General features: G+C 65.1%; 17 protein-coding genes. 7 read left to right on the top strand and 10 right to left on the bottom strand.

The genetic code is table 11. The features are described 5' to 3' along the window. Positions 1 to 39 precede the first annotated feature (39 nt). Complete coding sequence (locus N911_RS0103805; RefSeq protein ID WP_029894504.1) at positions 40 to 924, top strand: Mrp/NBP35 family ATP-binding protein; 885 nt, start codon at positions 40 to 42, stop codon at positions 922 to 924. A 63-nt stretch (positions 925 to 987) separates the two neighbouring features. Here the strand turns inward: N911_RS0103805 and alr are convergent, their stop codons facing one another. After that, positions 988 to 2118: an alanine racemase gene (alr, locus tag N911_RS0103800; protein ID WP_029894502.1), complete on the bottom strand. Its 1131-nt coding sequence runs from the start codon at positions 2116 to 2118 to the stop codon at positions 988 to 990. Between the two features lie 188 nt (positions 2119 to 2306). On the opposite strand from alr, the gene N911_RS0103795 reads away from it, so the two are divergent. From N911_RS0103795 to N911_RS0103785, 3 genes are all read left to right on the top strand, one after another. Then, on the top strand, positions 2307 to 4655 hold the full coding sequence (locus tag N911_RS0103795) for an LPS-assembly protein LptD (protein ID WP_081859039.1): 2349 nt from the start codon (positions 2307 to 2309) through the stop codon (positions 4653 to 4655). 17 nt (positions 4656 to 4672) lie between these two features. Beyond that, positions 4673 to 6505, top strand: coding sequence for a DNA mismatch repair endonuclease MutL (gene mutL, locus N911_RS0103790; protein ID WP_029894497.1), 1833 nt, complete (start codon positions 4673 to 4675; stop codon positions 6503 to 6505). Positions 6506 to 6679: 174 nt separating this feature from the next. Further along, positions 6680 to 7093, top strand: coding sequence for a hypothetical protein (locus tag N911_RS0103785; RefSeq protein WP_029894496.1), 414 nt, complete (start codon positions 6680 to 6682; stop codon positions 7091 to 7093). Positions 7094 to 7114: 21 nt separating this feature from the next. Here the strand turns inward: N911_RS0103785 and rfaD are convergent, their stop codons facing one another. After that, the gene (gene rfaD / locus N911_RS0103780) at positions 7115 to 8110 is read right to left on the bottom strand and encodes an ADP-glyceromanno-heptose 6-epimerase (protein WP_029894493.1); all 996 of its coding nucleotides are present in this window, start codon (positions 8108 to 8110) and stop codon (positions 7115 to 7117) included. Between the two features lie 182 nt (positions 8111 to 8292). Here rfaD and N911_RS0103775 point away from each other — a divergent pair, with 182 nt between their 5' ends. Genes N911_RS0103775 through hisF form a run of 3 tightly spaced genes read left to right on the top strand, consistent with a single transcriptional unit; the run spans position 8293 to position 10517 of the window. Beyond that, positions 8293 to 9105 (top strand): DsbA family protein, encoded by an 813-nt coding sequence (locus tag N911_RS0103775; RefSeq protein WP_081859038.1) that lies wholly within the window; start codon positions 8293 to 8295, stop codon positions 9103 to 9105. Between the two features lies 1 nt (position 9106). Next, entirely contained in the window at positions 9107 to 9748 is a 642-nt protein-coding gene (gene hisH, locus N911_RS0103770) for an imidazole glycerol phosphate synthase subunit HisH (protein ID WP_029894489.1), read from the top strand. Continuing rightward, positions 9738 to 10517: an imidazole glycerol phosphate synthase subunit HisF gene (gene hisF, locus N911_RS0103765; RefSeq protein ID WP_029894487.1), complete on the top strand. Its 780-nt coding sequence runs from the start codon at positions 9738 to 9740 to the stop codon at positions 10515 to 10517. The genes hisH and hisF overlap by 11 nt, the downstream gene beginning before the upstream one ends. 76 nt (positions 10518 to 10593) lie before the next feature. Here the strand turns inward: hisF and N911_RS0103760 are convergent, their stop codons facing one another. The 8 genes from N911_RS0103760 to N911_RS0103725 form a co-directional block, all read right to left on the bottom strand. Beyond that, positions 10594 to 11361, bottom strand: coding sequence for a dienelactone hydrolase family protein (locus N911_RS0103760; protein WP_029894485.1), 768 nt, complete (start codon positions 11359 to 11361; stop codon positions 10594 to 10596). Between the two features lie 72 nt (positions 11362 to 11433). Next, complete coding sequence (gene moaC, locus N911_RS0103755) at positions 11434 to 11913, bottom strand: cyclic pyranopterin monophosphate synthase MoaC (RefSeq protein ID WP_029894482.1); 480 nt, start codon at positions 11911 to 11913, stop codon at positions 11434 to 11436. 3 nt (positions 11914 to 11916) lie between these two features. After that, complete coding sequence (dnaJ, locus tag N911_RS0103750) at positions 11917 to 13038, bottom strand: molecular chaperone DnaJ (protein WP_029894480.1); 1122 nt, start codon at positions 13036 to 13038, stop codon at positions 11917 to 11919. Between the two features lie 6 nt (positions 13039 to 13044). Beyond that, on the bottom strand, positions 13045 to 13290 hold the full coding sequence (gene rpoZ / locus N911_RS0103745) for a DNA-directed RNA polymerase subunit omega (protein WP_029894478.1): 246 nt from the start codon (positions 13288 to 13290) through the stop codon (positions 13045 to 13047). 57 nt (positions 13291 to 13347) lie between these two features. Continuing rightward, a complete protein-coding gene (locus N911_RS0103740) occupies positions 13348 to 14619 on the bottom strand; it encodes a DUF4340 domain-containing protein (protein WP_161781591.1) in 1272 nt (423 codons plus the stop codon). An 84-nt stretch (positions 14620 to 14703) separates the two neighbouring features. After that, the gene (locus tag N911_RS0103735; protein WP_138774326.1) at positions 14704 to 16038 is read right to left on the bottom strand and encodes a GldG family protein; all 1335 of its coding nucleotides are present in this window, start codon (positions 16036 to 16038) and stop codon (positions 14704 to 14706) included. Further along, the gene (locus N911_RS0103730; protein ID WP_029894472.1) at positions 16035 to 16808 is read right to left on the bottom strand and encodes an ABC transporter permease; all 774 of its coding nucleotides are present in this window, start codon (positions 16806 to 16808) and stop codon (positions 16035 to 16037) included. Before N911_RS0103730 ends, N911_RS0103735 begins: the two co-directional genes overlap by 4 nt. Continuing rightward, positions 16808 to 17755: an ABC transporter ATP-binding protein gene (locus tag N911_RS0103725; protein ID WP_035104307.1), complete on the bottom strand. Its 948-nt coding sequence runs from the start codon at positions 17753 to 17755 to the stop codon at positions 16808 to 16810. Before N911_RS0103725 ends, N911_RS0103730 begins: the two co-directional genes overlap by 1 nt. Positions 17756 to 17899 lie beyond the last annotated feature (144 nt).

Here is a 17899-nt window from a genome sequence, read left to right as displayed (position 1 = left end):
AACGCTTCATCCGATCGTGACATTCAGGAGGAACCGCACATGAGCGAAGCGTGCAAAAGCTGCTCGCACGGGTCGAGCTGCTCTGATGAAATGAAGGAAAACTGCGAGGGCAAGTCCCCGGAGCAGATCGCCCTGGAAGAAAATCTGGGCCGCGTCAAGAACAAGCTGGTCGTCCTCTCCGGCAAGGGCGGCGTGGGCAAGTCCACCGTGGCGGCCAACATCGCCATGTCCCTGGCCCAGGAGGGCAAGAAGGTCGGGCTGCTGGACGTTGACGTCCACGGCCCCTCCATCCCCCGCCTTTTGGGTTTGCAGGGAAAGCAGCCCCAGGTGGTCGGCGAGAGCCGCATGGAGCCGGTGCAGTGGGAGCGCAACCTGTGGGTCATGTCCCTGGGCTTCCTCATGCCCAATGACTCCGAAGCGGTCATCTGGCGCGGGCCCATGAAGATCGGCGTCATCCGCCAGTTCCTCGCCCAGACCGACTGGGGCGAGCTGGATTACCTGGTCATCGACTGCCCCCCGGGCACCGGCGACGAACCCCTGACCGTGATGCAGCTCCTTGGCCCCGAGGCACAGGCCGTGGTGGTCACCACTCCGCATATGCTTTCGGTGGACGACGTGCGCCGCTCCATCACCTTCGTTGGCCACGTCGGCGGCCGCATGCTGGGCGTGGTGGAGAACATGAGCGGATTCGTCTGCCCGGACTGCGGCAAACAGCACGAAATCTTCTCCTCCAAGGGCGGGGAGAAGCTGGCCGCGGAGATGGGCGTGCCCTTCCTGGGCCGCATCCCCATGGACCCGGAATTGGCCCGCGCAGGTGACGAAGGCTTCAATTACGGCAAGGTTTTTCCGGACACCGAAACGGCCAAGGCCATGCGCGCCGTGATCGAACCCATCCTGCAGTTTACAGGCGAAAAAGCCGCCTGAGCGGCCCGATCATTCCGAGGCAGCGCAACGCGGGCCGGTTCCCCCACGGGAGCCGGCCCGTTTTCATACGCCCGCGTCCGTGTACTCCCGCCTGTTGAGGCCCAGCACACAGAATACCTCATAGGAGTTGGTCCCCCACCAGCCCGCCAATTCGTTGGCCGGGACAAATCCTTCCCCTTCTCCGCCCAACAGCCAAGCCCGCTCGCCGGGAACCACCTCTCCGATACGCGTGGCGTCCACAACGGTAAGCTGCATGCAGACCCGTCCAAGAACCCGGGCGCGGCTGCCCTTGAGGCATACCTCGGCCCCCCTGCCGGAAAGCACCCGGGAATAGGCGTCGGCGTAGCCCGCGGCCACGATGGCCACCCGCATGGATGTGGGGGCGGTGAAGGTCCGGCCGTAGCTGACGCTTTCCCCTTTTGCCAGGTCGTGCACCTGCAGCACCGGGGCGCTGACGTGCATGGCCTGACGCAGGCCGCTCCCCAATTCCTCAAGGGAGGTGCCATGGAACGGATTGCCGCCGTAGAGGGCGATGCCCGGCCGCTGGATGTCCAGCCGCGTGTCGGAGCGGGCCAGCAGCCCGGCGGAATTGCCCAGGGAGGCCTCGAAGACGAAGCCCGCCCGGCGAAGCTCGGCGCATGCGTCTGCGAACCGGGTCATCTGCTGTTCCAGGAATGCCTGATCCGGGTCGTCGGCCGTGGCCAAGTGGGAGACCGCCATGGCCAGGTCCAAGCGCGAGCGGTTGTCGGCCAGCACGCCCGCCAGTTTGATCAGGTCCTTTTGCCCGAAGCCCAGCCGTCCCATGCCGGTGTCGAATTTCAGGGCCACGGGCAGCGGTTTGGAACCAGCTCGTTCAGCCAGGGCCGCAAGCTGGTCGAACCGGTGGATCATGGCCACGGCCGAAGCCTCGGCCAAACAGCCGTAGTCCTCGGCGTCAAGGGGGCCGAGCAAAGCCACGATGCGCCCTTCCCAACCGGATTCCCGCAGGGCCAGGGCCTCGGCGGGCGAGCCCACGCAGGCGGCTTTCGCCCCGGATTCGGCCAACGTCGCAGCCACCCGCTCCAAGCCGTGCCCGTAGGCGTCGGCCTTGATGACCGGATAGGGATTGCCCCCATGCTGTCTAAGGAAAAGGTAGTTGTGCCGGATGCTATCGAGATCGATGCGGGCCCGCACCTTGTTGTGGGGGATGCTCATGGGGTCTCCAGGTTCCCTGTTCCTGCGGACAAGGTGTTTGCATACATCTTCAGGACACCAATGAGAAGTCCCAAAAACCGCGTGGATGAAGGGTCTCGGCGGATTGGCCCGCTTGTGCTTGACGGGGAAAGGTGCTAGTCAACTCGCCAATCCGGGCCAGTCTTTTCGCGGAAAAGCAAGTGCACTGCATGAGCCATCGTCACACCCCACCGCAGCGGAGAGCGCCGCGCCGCACCATTCCGCCTCGTCTTTTGGCCGGATTGCTGGCGTTGTCGCTGCTGTGGCCCGTCTTCGCCGGTAGCGCGGAACTCGCCGACCGCTGGAACCTTGAAGCCGACCGGCTGGCCACCAACCACGCCGCGGGCATCATCGAGGCCTGGGGCAACGCCACCCTGCGCAGCGCGGCGGGCAACATGCTGCGGGCGGAGTATGCCCAATACCACCGGGGGACCCGCTGGATATATCTCAAAGGCGACGTCCACGCAGTCTGGCAGGGTTACGAAATTTTTGCCGAAAAGGCCGAGTTCGATCTGGAAGAGACCATCGGCCGCATCGACAACGGCCTGGTCTTCGTCCCGGACCAGGACATCAAGATCAAGGGCGACGTTTTCCAGAAAACCGGGGCCAAGACGTACACATTTCAACGCGCCACCCTGACCGCCTGCGAGGGCGAAAATCCCGACTGGTCCATCGAGGCGGATTCCGGCTCACTGACCGAACAGGAGCACGCCGAAGTGGAGGGAGCGATCTTCCGTGTGCGGGGCGCGCCCGTGCTCTACGCCCCCTATCTCCGCGCCCCCATGATCGGGCAGCGGCAGAGCGGCTTCCTGGCTCCCGAATTCGGCGGATCGGACCGCCTCGGCACCTACTACAGCCAGCCCTACTACTGGGCCATCAGCGAAGAGCGCGACCTGACCGTGTACGGCGACTACTACGGCAAACGCGGGCTCATGGGCGGGCTGGAGTACCGCCACACGCCAGACGTTGACACGCGCGGACTGTGGCGGGCCGACTTCATAAACGACCGCCACACAGCCTCCATCGAGGCGGACGAGGACGACCAGTTCGACAACGACGGCCTAGTGCGGAAAAACCACAACCGCTACTGGGTGCGAAGCAAATTCGACGGCTACCTGTTCGACCCGGAAAACAAGCTCAAGCTGGACGTGGATTACGTCTCCGACCAGAACTACCTGCGCACCTTCCGGCTGGGCCACACCTCCTACGAACAAAGCCGGGACGACTTCGAGGACCAGTTCGGTCGCGGCCTGGACGTCATCGACTCCACCAACCGAACCTCCAGCATCCTCGCCTCCCGCGACTTCTTCGCCCGTTTCGCCGTAAACGCCAAGGCCGAATACATTGAGAACCTGCGCTACCGCAACGGCAACCTCTCCGGCGAACGCGACCCCACGCCGCAGCGGTTGCCCGAGCTCTCCGCCTACGCCTACAAGCAGGCCATCCCCGGCACCCCCCTGGAGTTCCAATCCGAGCTGGAGGGCACCTATTTCACCCGCCGCTACGGCAACTCCGGCGGCCGGGTGGACTTCAAGCCCGAGCTTTCGATGCCCCTGTCCAGCCAGTACGGCACGGTCATTCCCCGCGCTTCCTGGCGCGGCACCGGCTACGCCATCAGCGATTTCGAGGACAACCCCGCCGGCCGATCCGGCTCAAGCTCCCAGTCGCGCAGCCTGCCCAGCGCCGGAGTGACCGCCTTCAGCGAAATTTCCGGCGTTTACGACGTGCACGACGACCCCGAGTTGTTGCTCTCTGGCGCGGGCAACGGCACCTGGGTCAAGCTGCGCCATGCCATACAGCCCCGCGTGGAATACGACTGGACCCCCAACAAGGACCAGGACGAACTGCCCAGCTTTGACGGCAAGGACCGCATTCGCCCCAAAAACGAACTGCGCTACTCCCTGACCAACCTGCTCTCCCGCAAACGCGCCGAGGTGGCCTTGCGTGAGGACGGTCAGGGCGGGGTGGAGCCGCAACTGCGGTATTCCCGCCGCGAGTTCCTGCGGCTGCGCCTGGAGCAATCCTACGACCTGCGGGAGGCGGACCGGGACGACCGGCTCGGCCGCTACGAGCGCCGCCCCTTCTCCGACGTGCTGGCCGAGTTGACCATTTCCCCGTACGAGTGGGGTTCCCTCTTCTCACGCACCTTCACCTCGGTCTACGGCGACGGTGTCACCCAGCAGGAACTCGGGCTGAACATGGAAAAAGAAAAATGGGGCAGCTTCAGCGCGCGCTGGACCTACTACAGAGACATTGAGGACCACTCCCGGGACCAGAGCGGCCTGAACATGCTGCGTACGGATTTCACTGCCAAGCTGCCCGCCTCCCTTGAGCTCACCGGGCGCTACCAGCGAGATATAGAGAACAACAACGACGTGCTCCGTCAGATTGGCCTGACCTACCACGCCCAGTGCTGGGATCTGACAGGCGAATTCCAGCAAACCGAATACGACACCAGCTTCACCGTCTGGTTCACCATCCTCGGTTTCGACACGCCGCACGTGGGCATGGGCTTCTGATCGGGCTCACGGACTTCATGCCGCAGAACGACCGCCGCTCCATCCGGGAGCTCTCCCCCGAACTGGCCAACCAGATCGCCGCCGGCGAGGTGGTGGAACGCCCCGCCAGCGTGCTCAAGGAACTGGTGGAAAACGCCCTGGACGCGGGCGCGGACCGCATCGAGGTGGCCATCGAGCGCGGGGGGCAGGGGCGCATCAGCGTTACGGACAACGGCTGGGGCATCCCGCCGGAAGAACTGCCTCTGGTCGTCACCCGCCACGCCACCAGCAAGATCGCCGACCTCACCGATCTGGCCTCCATAGGCAGCTTCGGCTTTAGGGGCGAGGCCATGGCCTCCATCGGCTCGGTTGCGCGGCTTACCGTGACGTCCACGCCGCGCGGCGCTGAAGAGGGCACCAGCATCGCCGTGGAGCACGGCGAGCAGGGAGAGCCCATGCCTGCGGCCGCGACCGAAGGCACCCGTGTGGAAGTGCGCGACCTCTTCGCCAACGTCCCGGCACGGCTGAAATTCCTCAAGACGGAGACCACTGAAGCCAAGCGCTGCCAGGAATCGCTGCAGCGGCTGGCCCTGGCCAACCTGCATTGCGGATTTTCCTTCACCTCCGGCGGGCGGAACGTGTTCCGCTTTCCTCCGGAGCAGACGTTGCGGCAGCGCCTGGACGCCCTGTGGCCCCCGGCTGCCTGCCGCAACCTGGCCGATGCCTCTGGCGAGGACGGTCCCTTCAAGTTATCCGGGCTGGTCGGCGACCCCAGCCAGGCCCAGGGGCGGCCCGACCGCATCCTCTTTTTCGTCAACGGCCGCCCCGTGCAGGACAAGCTGTTGCAAGGCGCGCTGCGCGAGGCCTACAAGGGACGGCTGCTTGCCCGGGAACACCCCCAGGCCGCTCTTTTCCTGGAGCTTCCGCTGCACGAAGTGGACGTCAACGTCCACCCGGCCAAGCTTGAAGTGCGCTTCCGCGACGAGAAACGGGTATTCGGCCTAGTGCGGCGTGTGGTGCTTCGCGCCCTGGAGGGCATGGGGACGGTGAGCTGGCCGGAAGCCAAGCCAGATGCAACAGGTCCGTCCACGGCCAACGAACCTTCGGCCGAGCCCTCCCCTCGCTCCACGCCCAGCCAATCCAGGCTGGACCTGCGCTCTTCTCGCACCTGGTCCTCCGGCGGTCGTCCCAGCGGTCGGCCATATACGCCGGCGGCGCCCCCCGCGCCTGAATACGCCGCCCCATTGCCCAGGGATGATGAAGACGAAAACACGCCTTCCGGGCGGGCCCAAATCCCTGATATACCGGAAGCCAAGCCAGCCGGAGCCCTGCCCAGCTACCTGGGCCAAGTGGAGAATACTTACCTGCTGCTCTCCCTGCCGGACGGCTCCCTGGGCATCCTGGACCAGCACGCGGCCCACGAGCGCGTGCTGTACGAAGCTTTCCTGCGACGCGGCCGCTCGGGCAACTCCCGCCCCCTGGCCATCCCCATGGACATGGCCCTGCACCCCAGCGAGGCCGACCGGCTGGAGGAACTGTGGCCGGACCTGCGGGCCGCGGGCTTCGAACTGGCGACACAGGGCCGCGAGGGATTACGTGTCACCGGTCTGCCGCCCGACCTCACCCCGGGCAGGGCCGTGGACCTGTTGCGTGCCGCCCTCTCCGGCCAGGCCAAGAGCCTGGAAGACATCTGGGTTCTGCTGGCCTGCCGTTCAGCGGTCAAGGCGGGCGAATCCCTGGCCCGGGATGAAGCCCTGGCCCTGTTGGAGACCTGGGCCGCCACCAGCAACCGCGACAACTGCCCCCACGGCCGTCCGGCCCTTGTGCGCCTTTCCGCTCACGACCTTGAACGGCTCTTCAAGCGCCGCTGACCAGCCCTGCCCGCTTCGAGGGACATCTCTTCGATTCCCCGGGGGATCGTCCCCGAATTCCCGAAATCACGGTAAAGTTTTCTCCCCGAGCGCCGAAACAGTTGGCAAGGCCCCAGGACGGGGCGGAAGAACGGGCCGGCCACCCGGCCGCCAACGCTTAGGGAGGAGACGAGCATGGGAAGGGTCATCTCCCTTCAGGAATACGTTCAGGCCAAGACCGAGAAAGAGTCGTCCGCGCACAACGGCGTACCGGGACGCCCCGAGGTCAGCAAGGCCGACATTTGGCGGCGCGATTTCTCGACCTTCGAGAACGTGCTCTATGGCCTGCTCACAGTGCGCAGGCTGCTGGACCACCACCTGCACTTCCACGAGGACTGGAAGCACTACATCCTCATGTTGCTGGACATGGCCTACCTGGGCTCGCCCGCGAGCGGCGGGCCGTCGGCCATCAGCGAGATCATCTCCATGTTCAAGGCCTATCTTTTTGAGGAAACCACGGCCGAGAACAAGGAGGACATGGCGCTGGTCATGCTCATCCTGGAGCTCATCGAGAAATCCTACGATCTCAAAAGCTCCAGCCGCAGTTGACCGGAGGGGGAGACCCCCGCCTTACGCCAACGCGTCGAGGTGGGGGTCGTCTTTTTCCAGATACTCCCGCACGTATTCCCCCGCCCCCCGCTCCAACGGGTTGAAATCCTTGTCGTATCCCGCCCGGCGCAGCTTTTCCACCGGCGCTTCGGTGAAGTACTGGTATTTCTCGCGGATGGCCTCGGGGATGTCGATGTACTCCACGTCCACTTCGCGCCCCATGGCCTGGAAAACGGACCTGGCCAGATCGTTCCAGGTGCGGGCCGTGCCCGTGCCCACGTTGTAGACCCCGTTGACCGCGGGGTTCTCCAGCAGCCACCACATCACGTCCAGGCAGTCCTTGACGTAGATGAAGTCGCGCATCTGCTCGCCGTGGCCGTACTCGGCCCGGTGGGATTTGAAGAGCTTCAGCTTGCCGGTCTCGCGTATCTGCTTGTGGGCCTTGCAGATGACGCTCATCATGTCGCCCTTGTGATACTCGTTGGGACCGTACACGTTGAAGAACTTCAGGCTGGCCAGACGGCGCAGGCGGCCAGTGCGGTGCGCCCAGAGGTCGAAAAGCTGCTTGGAGTAGCCGTACATATTCAGCGGCTTCAGCGAGAGCATGGTCTGCTCGTCGTCGGAGAAGCCCAGCGAGCCGTCCCCGTAGGTGGCCCCGCTGGATGCGTTGATGAACCGGGCGCGGAAGGCCTCGCAATACAGGGCCAGGGTCTGGGTGTAGCGGAAGTTGTTTTCCATCAGGAAGTCCGCGTCCGTTTCCGTGGTGGCGGAGCAGGCCCCCATGTGGATGACCGCCCGCGCGCCGAAGGGATCGCGGCCGCCCTCCATCCCTGCCCGCAGGCGGCGCATGAACTCGTCGCGATGCATGTAGTCGGCGTAGCGCAGCCGGGCCAGGTTGCGCCACTTCTCGCTGCGGGACAGGTTGTCCACCACCAGGATGTCGTCGATGCCCATCCTGTTCAACTTCCAGACGAAAGCGCTGCCTATGAATCCGGCGCCGCCGGTCACAATATACATGAGATCTCCTTGCTTGTTCGCTTCAGGCGAGGGAACATAGCCTCTTCGCCACCGCTTTCCAAGACCCTTCCTCCCGCCTCGGATGGTCCGCCCGAACGGGTCCGGGCGGTTGGTGCGCGGTTTGCCTTCGCCCGGGCTTTCTGCCATAAGAACCCTCTTCCAAACCATTACCGGAGTCCTTCATGTACCGTGTATTCATAGTCTGCATCGCCCTGCTGCTGCCCATCACCGCCCGGGCCGACGACAGCGGCCTTCGCCAGGAGCTGCGGAAGCTGCTGAAGGAGAATCCCGAAATCGTTCTGGACGTGCTGCGTGACCACAGCATCGAGGTGCTGGAGATCGTGGAGCAGGGGGTGGACGACAGAAAGGCCGCCAAAAAGCGCGAGCGGATGGAAAACGAGCTGGAGAATCCCCTCGAACCCACGATCAACACCGAGCGGCCCATCCGTGGCCCGGAGGACGCGGAAACCACCCTGGTGGCCTACTCCGACTTCCTCTGCCCCTACTGCTCAGAAGCCGCCGCGACCGTGGACGAGTTCCTGGCCGAGCATCCCGATTCCGTCCGCTTCCAGTTCAAGCACATGCCGCGCAGTTCCTTCTCCCTGGAGCTGGCCAAGCATTTCGAGGCAATCGCCCTGCAGGACGAGGAAGAGGCTTGGCGCTTTCACGACCTGATCTTCGCCAACCAGGACGAGCTTGAGAACAAGAAGGACGTCGCCCTGGCGACCATCCTGGCCGAGTTGGACATCGACAACGAGCGGCTGGCCAAGGATTTGAAGAAGCCCAAACTCATTGAATTCATCCGCTCCGACGCCACCGAGGGCAATTCCTTCGGCTTCCGGGGTACACCCAGCTTCGTCCTGGGCGGGGTGTCCATCCAGGGCGCGCAATCCCTGGAGCATTTCGAGAAGGTGCACGGCCTTCTCCACGGCGAGGAAGGTGCCTCCATCGGCCAGGTGGAAGGCGAGGAATGCATCGACTGCCTGGAGGAGTAGCATGCTGGCCATCCTGGACTACAAGGCGGGCAACCAGACTTCTGTCAGCCGCGCCCTCAACCACCTCGGCATAGACAACGTCATCACCGCGGACCGCGACACCCTGAGCGCGGCCCACGGGGTCATCTTCCCAGGAGTGGGCGCGGCCGGGCAGGCCATGGACGAGCTCAAGCGCACCGGCCTGGACGACGTGCTCAAATCCCTCATCTGGGAGGAAAAGCCGCTGCTGGGCATTTGCGTGGGCTGCCAGGTCCTGCTGGACTATTCGCCGGAAAACGACACCCAAACCCTGGGCGTGGTCCCCGGCCGCTGCGACCTTTTCAACCGCGCCCTGACCGACGCCAAGGGCGACCCCATCCGGGTGCCTCACATGGGCTGGAACAGCCTGGAGATAAAGCGTCCAACCCGGCTGCTGGAAGGCATCGAGCCGGAGGCCAACTTCTATTTCGTGCACTCCTACTATCCCGTGCCGGACGAGGAGTACGTGCTGGCCGTCACCGACTACGGGGTCGAGTTCTGCTCGGTGCACGGCCGCGACGGGCTGTGGGCCACCCAGTTCCACCCGGAGAAGAGCGGCCGCCCCGGTCTGCGCATCCTGAACAATTTCCACGACTACTGCCTGGAGGCGGGCCATGTTGAGTAAGCGGGTCATCCCCTGCCTGGACGTGCGCGACGGCAGGCTGACCAAGGGCGTCAAATTCAAGGGCAACGTGGACATCGGCGATCCGGTGGAAACCGCGGCCGGGTACTACGAGTCCGGCGCGGACGAGATCGTCTTCTACGACATCACCGCCTCCCACGAGGGACGGGGCATCTTCCTGGACGTGGTGGAGCGTGTGGCCGAACGCATCTTCATCCCCTTCTCCGTGGGCGGCGGCATCAACACCGTGCAGGACATGCGCGACGTGCTGCAGGCCGGGGCGGAGAAGGTCTCTGTCAACTCCGGGGCGGTGAAGAACCCGGACATCATCGGGCAGGGCGCGGCGCAGTTCGGCTCCCAGTCCATCGTGGTGGGCATGGACGTGCTGCGTGTGGAGCCCAGCGAGGACATTCCCTCCGGCTACGAGATCGTCATCCACGGCGGCCGCAAGCACATGGGCATGGACGCCATCGAGTGGGCCAAGACCTGCGAGTCCCTGGGCGCTGGCGAACTGTGCGTCAACTCCATCGACGCCGACGGCACCAAGGACGGCTACGAACTGAACCTCACCCGGACCATCGTGGATGCGGTCAACATCCCTGTCATCGCCTCGGGCGGGGCCGGCAGTCCCCAGCACATGGTGGACGCCGTGACAGAGGGCAAGGCCCAGGCCGCCCTCATCGCCTCCATCGTTCACTACGGCCAGTTCACCGTGCCCGAAATCAAGGACTACATGCACGCCCAGGGCGTGACCATGCGCATGGTCTGGTAGCGCGATTGACGCCACTAAATGACAAAGCCCCGGTCTTGCTGGCCGGGGCTTTTTTCGTTGCGGTGTCGCCTCGGCTCTACCGCAGCACCTCGTCGAAAAAGACCAGCATGTGGTCCCAGGAGCGCATGGCCGCCTTGCGGTGGTAGCGGGCGCTTTCCGAGTCAGCTTTTGGGTTGGTGAAGCTGTGCACAGCGCCGCCGTACTGGATGAGGGTCCAGTCCGCGCCGGATTGGCGCATTTCCTTTATGAAGGCTGCCACTTCGTCATGGTCCACGTGGGGATCGTCCGCGCCGTGCAAGGCCAGGACGGGAACGTCCAGGGATTCGGCGGGGTTCGGCGTGGACAGCCCGCCGTGGAAACTGACCACACCTGCGAGGGGCTGTACGCCCCGGGCCATCTCCAACACCACCGTGCCGCCGAAGCAAAAGCCGATGGCCGCCACTTTGCCTGGAGCAACTTGCGGCTGGTCCAGCAGCACGTCCAGCCCGGCCCGGGCGGTGCGGCGCATCATCTCACGGTCCTCGTAGAACGGCGCGGAGAGCTTCTTGTTCTCCTCCGGGCTGGAACCAAGCACCCCTTTGCCGTACATGTCCAGGGCGAAGGCGACGTAGCCCAGGGAAGCCAACCGCCAAGCCACGTCTCGGGGATGCTCGCCCAGTCCGTTCCACTCGTGCACCACCAGCACGCCGGGTGCGGGACGGCCCAAAGCGTCGTCGTAAGCCAGCAGGCCCTGGTGGACCTCACCGTCCACGTTGTAATCGATGGGCTTTTCCAAGACTTCGGCGCGGACCGCCGAAGCCAAAAGAAGGGTCAGACAGAGTACGGCGAAAAGCAAGCGGGGCATGCGGCCTCCCGGGTGGCGGTGGACTGGAAATGGTTCCAGCATACCACCCGGGAAGAACCGCGCAAGCCCGAATCACTCGGCGGTGAATTCGCCGCTCTTGCCGCCGCTTTTGGAGACCAGCCGGACGCGCTCGATGACCACGTCCTTCTGCACCGCCTTGAGCATGTCATATAGGGCCAGGGCGGCCACGGAGGCGGCGGTCATGGCCTCCATCTCCACCCCGGTGCGGCCGCGCAGGCGCGCCTCGGCCTCGATGGCCACGGTGGCGGCCTCCTCGTCCGGGGCGAAGCGTACGTCCACGTAGCTCAGGGACAGGGGGTGGCAGAGGGGAATGAGGTCGGCGGTTTTCTTGGCCGCCTGGATGCCCGCAAGCCGAGCGGTGTTGAAGGCGTCGCCCTTGGGCAGGGCTTGCCGGGAGAGCAGGCCGAAGGTCTCCGGGTCCATGCGGACCACGGCCCGGGCCACGGCCCTGCGCTCGGTTTCGTCCTTGGCCCCCACGTCCACCATTCGGGCCCGGCCTTCGCTGTCCAGGTGAGTGAACCCGGAGCTCATGGGCTATTCCTCCTCGCTCCCGGCGGCCTTTTTCGGGCTCTTGCCGAAGAACTTCTTGACCCGGCTCATGGGCTTTTCCTCCTCAAGCTGATCGAACTCGCGCAGCAGCTCTTCCTGCTTCTTGTTGATCTTTTTGGGGATTCTCACGTCCACCTCCACCAGGAGGTCGCCGTCGCCGCCGCCGCTGGGATGGGGCAGCCCCAGGCCGCGCAGTTGGAAGATCTCTCCGGGCTGGGTGCCGCGGGGAATCTCCATGGGCACTGTTCCGTCCAGGGTCTCCACGTCGATCTTGTCGCCCAGGATGGCCTGGACCACGTCGATCTCCTTGGTCAGCACCAGGTCCTGACCCTGGCGGCGGAAGAGTTTGTCCTCCTCCACGTACATGACCACGTAGAGGTCGCCCGGAGGACCTCCGTTCTCGCCGGGTTCGCCCTCGCCCCGCAGCCGCAGCCGCGAGCCGGTGTCCACGCCCGGCGGGATGGTGACCTGCAGTTCGCGAGTTTCCTGCACCACGCGCCTGCCCATGCACTTGGGACAAGGGTCGCGCACGATGGAGCCCTCGCCCTGGCAATTGGGGCAGGTCACGGCGATGCGGAAGAACCCCTGGGCCTGCTGCACCGCCCCGGCGCCGCCGCACTGCTGGCAAGTCTGGCGCTCCGCGCCGTCGCGAGCGCCGGTGCCTTCGCACTCGGGGCATTCCACTTTCTTGGGTATCTTGAGCGTTACCTCGGTACCCTTGGCCGCTTCGCGGAAAGAAAGGCGGAGGTTGTAGCGCAAATCGGCCCCGGCGGTGGGCCGGCGTCCGCCGCCCCGGCCGGAAAAGCCGAAGAACTCGCTGAAGATGTCCGAGAAGGTGCTGAAAATGTCCTCGGAGGAGTGGAAACCGCCGCCCATGCCGCCGACGCCCTCGTGGCCGAAGCGGTCATAGGTCTGTCGCTTCTGCGGGTCGCGCAGCACCTCGTAGGCCTCGGCCGCCTCCTTGAACTTGACCTCCGCCTCGGGATCGTCCGGATTGCGGTCCGGATGATACTCGAAGGCCATCTTACGGTAGGCCCGCTTGATCTCATCGTCCCCCGCGTCGCGGGAAACGCCCAGAACCTCGTAGTAGTCGCGCTTGGAAGCCATGCTTGATTATTGCGCTTCTTCGTTTTCCTTTTTGGGGGCGCTGCTGTAGATGCCCGCCTCCGGGATATCGCTGGCCGGAAAGACCTTCCGCGAGGCGATCTCGCGCAGGGCGGCCACGACTTCCTTGTTCTTGGTTTCGACAAGCGGGGTGTACCCCTCGCGGTACTGCTGGACCCGCTTGATGGCCATCTGCGTGATGAGGAAGCGGTTGTCCACCTGCTCCAGGCAATCTTCAACCGTGATGCGCGCCATGATGCAACTCCTTTGGCAAGATAATCCGCCCTCTCGTCCTGACAAGGGCGGACGGAATCATTCCCCGGTTCCGGGCGAGGGAAGCCTCTCGGTGAGGTCCTTGAGCAACCCGCCGCAAACCGGATAGAATTCTCCTGTGTTGTCGTTCTTGAGCCAGTATTGGCCCTCCTCCAGGCCGTTGTCCCGGAAAAAGGCCAACTTCAAAAGCCGTTCACCCTCTTCGTCCATCAATTCCCAGGTCAAGGCCCGCTCCGCACCTTCCGGCAGTTCAACCACCGGCTCGCGCTGGTAGCGAACATCCGTCAGCCGCCACAAGAGCACGTCCAGGCCCACGATCTCCGCCCCCTGGTTGTCGCGCCAGACCGAGTCCCCCTTGTGGGCCAGCAGGTCCGCCCTGGCGCCATCCAGACGCATGCGCTGCACCCTGGACAAATCCAGGGTGATTACCCTGCGGTCGCGCAAGGAAAAGGCGCTGCGGTTGAGCTGCTCGAAGCGTTGCTCGTCCAGGCCGGCCGGCACGGGCTGGCTGGTGGAGACCCCAAGCCAGGGAGGCCCATTCCCGCCATCGGGATACGCCGTCAGCCGCTGCACGGCCTCCTCGCCGTCGGCGGCCAGCTCCACTTCCACCACCAGCGAGGGGTCGCCTGCGGGTTCCCCGCGGCCGACCAGAAGTTCGGCTGCCTTGATGGTTCCCAGGGTATGCAGAAAATAGTCCACCTCCGTTTGGGAGACGGGCCACCCCTTGGCCTTTTCAGGCGCGGAAAAAACCCAGCCATCGCCCTCCCCGCCGCGACGCAGCTCCCAGGCCCCGCTGTCAGGACCGCGCCCGCGCAGGGCGCGCACCTTCTCCCTGTCAAAAGCGAAGAGGTTTTTGTCGAAATAATGGTCCGCCCCGCGTCCCAAAACGATGGCGAACTCCGTGTCCAACAGCAGGAGGCTGTCAGGCTCCCTGCTGGAGCGGGCGTACACGCCATCGCTGGTGGGGTTGCGCTCACCCACGCGCAGTTCCCAGGAAAGGGGCGAGTGCGCCGTGAACGTGGCCCTGGGCTCCAGCAGACCGTACTCGTCAAGCTCGGATTCCCCCAGCGTGCCCACCATGCGCAGCGGCTTGTTCTCGGTCAAAAAGTCCAGCAACGCCTTAACCTTCTCGGACTTGGCCCGTGGCTTGACTCCCGCTCCGGGAACACGGATGGCCCATCCTCCCTCCTGTCGGACGCATTCGAAACGCCCCCGGGCGTTTTCCACCACGAAACCGGACAGGTCGGCCTCGCTCAGATCGGGCCAGACGAAACCGTCATCCGCGCGCTCCCCCTGCCGGGGGGGCCACACGGATAATCCGATCCAGACAAGGGTCGCCAAAAGAAATAAGAGGGCCAGCCGTTTCACTCGCAGTCAACTCCGTCTCGTGGGCGATTACCCTTTCTTGCGCCGCCAGGCAACGAGGACGCCCACGATGAGCGTCATCAGGGGCAGGGCCGCTCCGGGCAGCCATGTCAGGATGTCTCCGGCTCCCGGAGAAAGCATGGCCAATTCGCCAGCCGCGCCGCCGGTCTCGATGCGCACCAGGTTCTCGCTGGAGGTGAGCCAGGTCAGGGAGGCAAGGGCAAGGTCCATGTTGCCGCCCAGGCCAATGAAGCGGTCGGTCAGGAAGTCCTGGTCGCCAACCACGACCGCCCGCGTTTCGCCGCCCTCTTCCCGCTCCTTGACCACAGTGGCCGCCAGCCAGAGTGGTCCGGGCGCGTCTGCACCCTCGTCGAAGGCGGCTTCCGCCCGGGAGAGGGCGTCCATGTCCCGTTCGGCCCAGGCTTCGGGTCCTGTTTGGGCCAAGCGGGCAAGCCCCTTGCCGCCAGCCCGCCAACTCAGGGGCCGGGCGGTGGGCAGCAGGGTCATGAAGGTGAACTCTTCGGCCACCTTGAAATCCGGATACTCCTGGGCAACGGCCATGAGGGCGTCACCCACGAGAAGTTCTCCCACCGGGTCGACCACCATGCCGTCCACGGCCCGAACACCCAGTGTGTTCTCCAGCCAGTCCGAGAAATTGGTCGCCCCCTCGGCGCTCAGTGCGGCCAGCAGGGAGCCGCCCTCCTTCACGTAGCCGTCAAGGATGGCGAGTTCCCTGTCCAGAAAATCCCTGCGCGGTCCGAGCACCAGTACCGCCGTGGCGTCGTCGGGCACCTTCCCGGCTTCGCCCAGCAAAAGGGGCTCCACCAGGACCTCCTTGTCCGACAACTCTTGGACGAGCCGCCCCATGCCGTCCTCCCCCGGCGTATCCGGCACCACCTCGCCGTGCCCGGCGACAGCGTAGACCACTACCGACCCGGCTTGGGAAACACGGATGACGGCGTTGGTCAGCCTCTCCTCGTCCGGAGTGGCCATTTTCTCCCGTTTGCCGCCGGAGGAAACCACAAGCGTACCGGTCTGGGTAACGCCCATTTCGCGGGCCGTCACCAGTCTCCGGTCCGGGTCCAGAAATTCGAAGGTGAAGCGGTCCGAGGCCCCGGCGTACAGTTCCAGCAGGTCTTGGGCGGCCTGTTTGCCGGGTTCACTGGGGCGGTAGAAGGCAGTCACGTGCACCGGGCGGGGCATCTCGCGGAGGACCCGCCCGGTTTGCTCCGTGAGGGAATGGCGCTTGCCCCGGGTCGAGTCCCAGCGCAGGTCGAGCCGCTCCCCGGCAACGTACAGCCCTGCCAAAAGGGCCAAGCCCACCAGGGCGGTTATCAAGCTCAGGGCAAGGCGGCCACCCTTCATGTCGCCCTCCGCCACCGCTGGTTCTCCAGGGAAAGCACTGTCAGCCAGAAAAAGGCCGCGGCCAAGAGCAGGAAGTAGAGGGCGTCGTGCAGGGTCAGCACGCCTTGGCTGAAGGGGCTGAAGTGGTCCATGGGCGAGATGGCCTCAACCACCGGACGAACCGACTGGGGCACCAGTTCGCGCACCCAGGAAAGAAGCCACAGGACCAACAGGATCATGAAAGTCGTCACCCCGGCCACCACCTGCCCCGAGGTGAGAGAGGAGATGAACAGCCCGAGGGAAGCGAAGGCCGTGGCCAACAGGGCCAGCCCCAGATAGCCGACCAGCATGGGCAACGGCTCCGGAGTGGCGTAGACCATGAGCAGCAGCGGGCCGAATGCGGAGAGGGCGATGGCCGTCCACAGAAAGACGCACAGGGCCAGCAGCTTGCCCATGGCGATGCGCCCCTCGCCGAGAGGGTAGCTGAGCAGCAGTTCGAAGGTGCCGTTGCGTTTTTCCTCGGCGTAGCCGCGCATGGTGAGCAGCGGCAGCAGAAAGAGGAAAACCACGGCCGCGTTTTGCAGGTAGGGTGCCACCACCAGGTCCTGCATGGTCACGTCCGCCGCCCTCGGGGACTGCATGAGCTGCACGCTGACCAGTTGATAGAGGTTGATGGTGGAGGCGAAGATATACCCGGCGATGAGCAGGAAGCAGGTCAGCACCGCGTAGGCAAGGGGCGATCGGAAAAAGACGGCCAGGTCCTTTCTGGCCACGAGAAGAATCTGGCGCATCACGCCGCAAACTCCTCACGGCGGACGATGGAGACGAAGGCGTCCTCCAGGGAGGCGTGCGCGGGCCGGAACTCGAGTACGGACCACCCACGTCCGAAGGCCAGGGAAGTCAACTCCGCCCGACGATCCCGGCCGGACTCCGTCTCCAAACGCACGAGCACACCTCCAAGCCCGTCATCCAGCCGGCTTGTCGAGGTGACGCCCGGCGCTTCGGCCAGGGCGGCCTCCACCTCGGCCGCGGTCTCCACCCCGGGGTCCACCCGCAGCAGAAAGACTCCACGGCCGCCGAAGCGGTCTGTCAGCCCGGCGGGAGTGTCCTCGGCCAAAATGCGGCCCTGGTCCAGGATGAGAACGCGGTCGCAAGTGCGTTCCACCTCGGGCAGGATGTGGGTGGAAAGCAGGATGGTGCGGGAGCGGCCAAGATCCTTGATAAGCTGCCGGATGGCCACGATCTGGGCCGGGTCCATGGCGGCCGTGGGCTCGTCCAGCACCAGCAGGCGGGAATCGCCCAGAATGGCCTGAGCCAGCCCCACCCGCTGCCGAAACCCCCGGGAAAGATGTCCCACCAGCTTGCCCATGACCGGCTCCAGGCCGCACCGCTCGGCGACCTCGGCCACCTGTCCCGCAGGGTCGGCGGCCTGCTTCACCCTCGCGGCCCAACTCAGGAATTCCCGGACCTTGAGTTCCGGATACAGGGGCACATTCTCGGGCAGGTAGCCGAGCTGGCGGCGCAGAGCCATGGGTTCGCGCCTTACGTCGTGGCCGTTGAAGCGCACCTCTCCCGAGGTGGGTGTGAGAAAGCCGGTGACGATGCGCATGGTGGTGGACTTGCCCGCGCCGTTTGGGCCGAGGAATCCAAGGATCTCCCCCTCCCTCAGGGTGAAGGAGAGGTCGAAGAGCACCTGCGTCTCGCCGAAGGAATGGCTGAGATGGCGTACTTCAAGCATGGTTGCCACGCGTGGAGAAAACGAGAGACGCCGCCGGTCCCACGGGAGCTACCCGCAGCCGACGGCGAGGAACACAATTTCATATACCTGATGACAAGAAGCGTCAAGGACGCTTGCAAGCCAGGGCCGGTCCGGGTACAAGCC

It is taken from the genome of Desulfohalovibrio reitneri (genome assembly GCF_000711295.1).
Lineage (GTDB): Bacteria > Desulfobacterota > Desulfovibrionia > Desulfovibrionales > Desulfovibrionaceae > Desulfohalovibrio > Desulfohalovibrio reitneri.
Note: the sequence above shows the minus strand (reverse complement) of the source record. Positions and strands in the feature narration are given on the sequence as shown.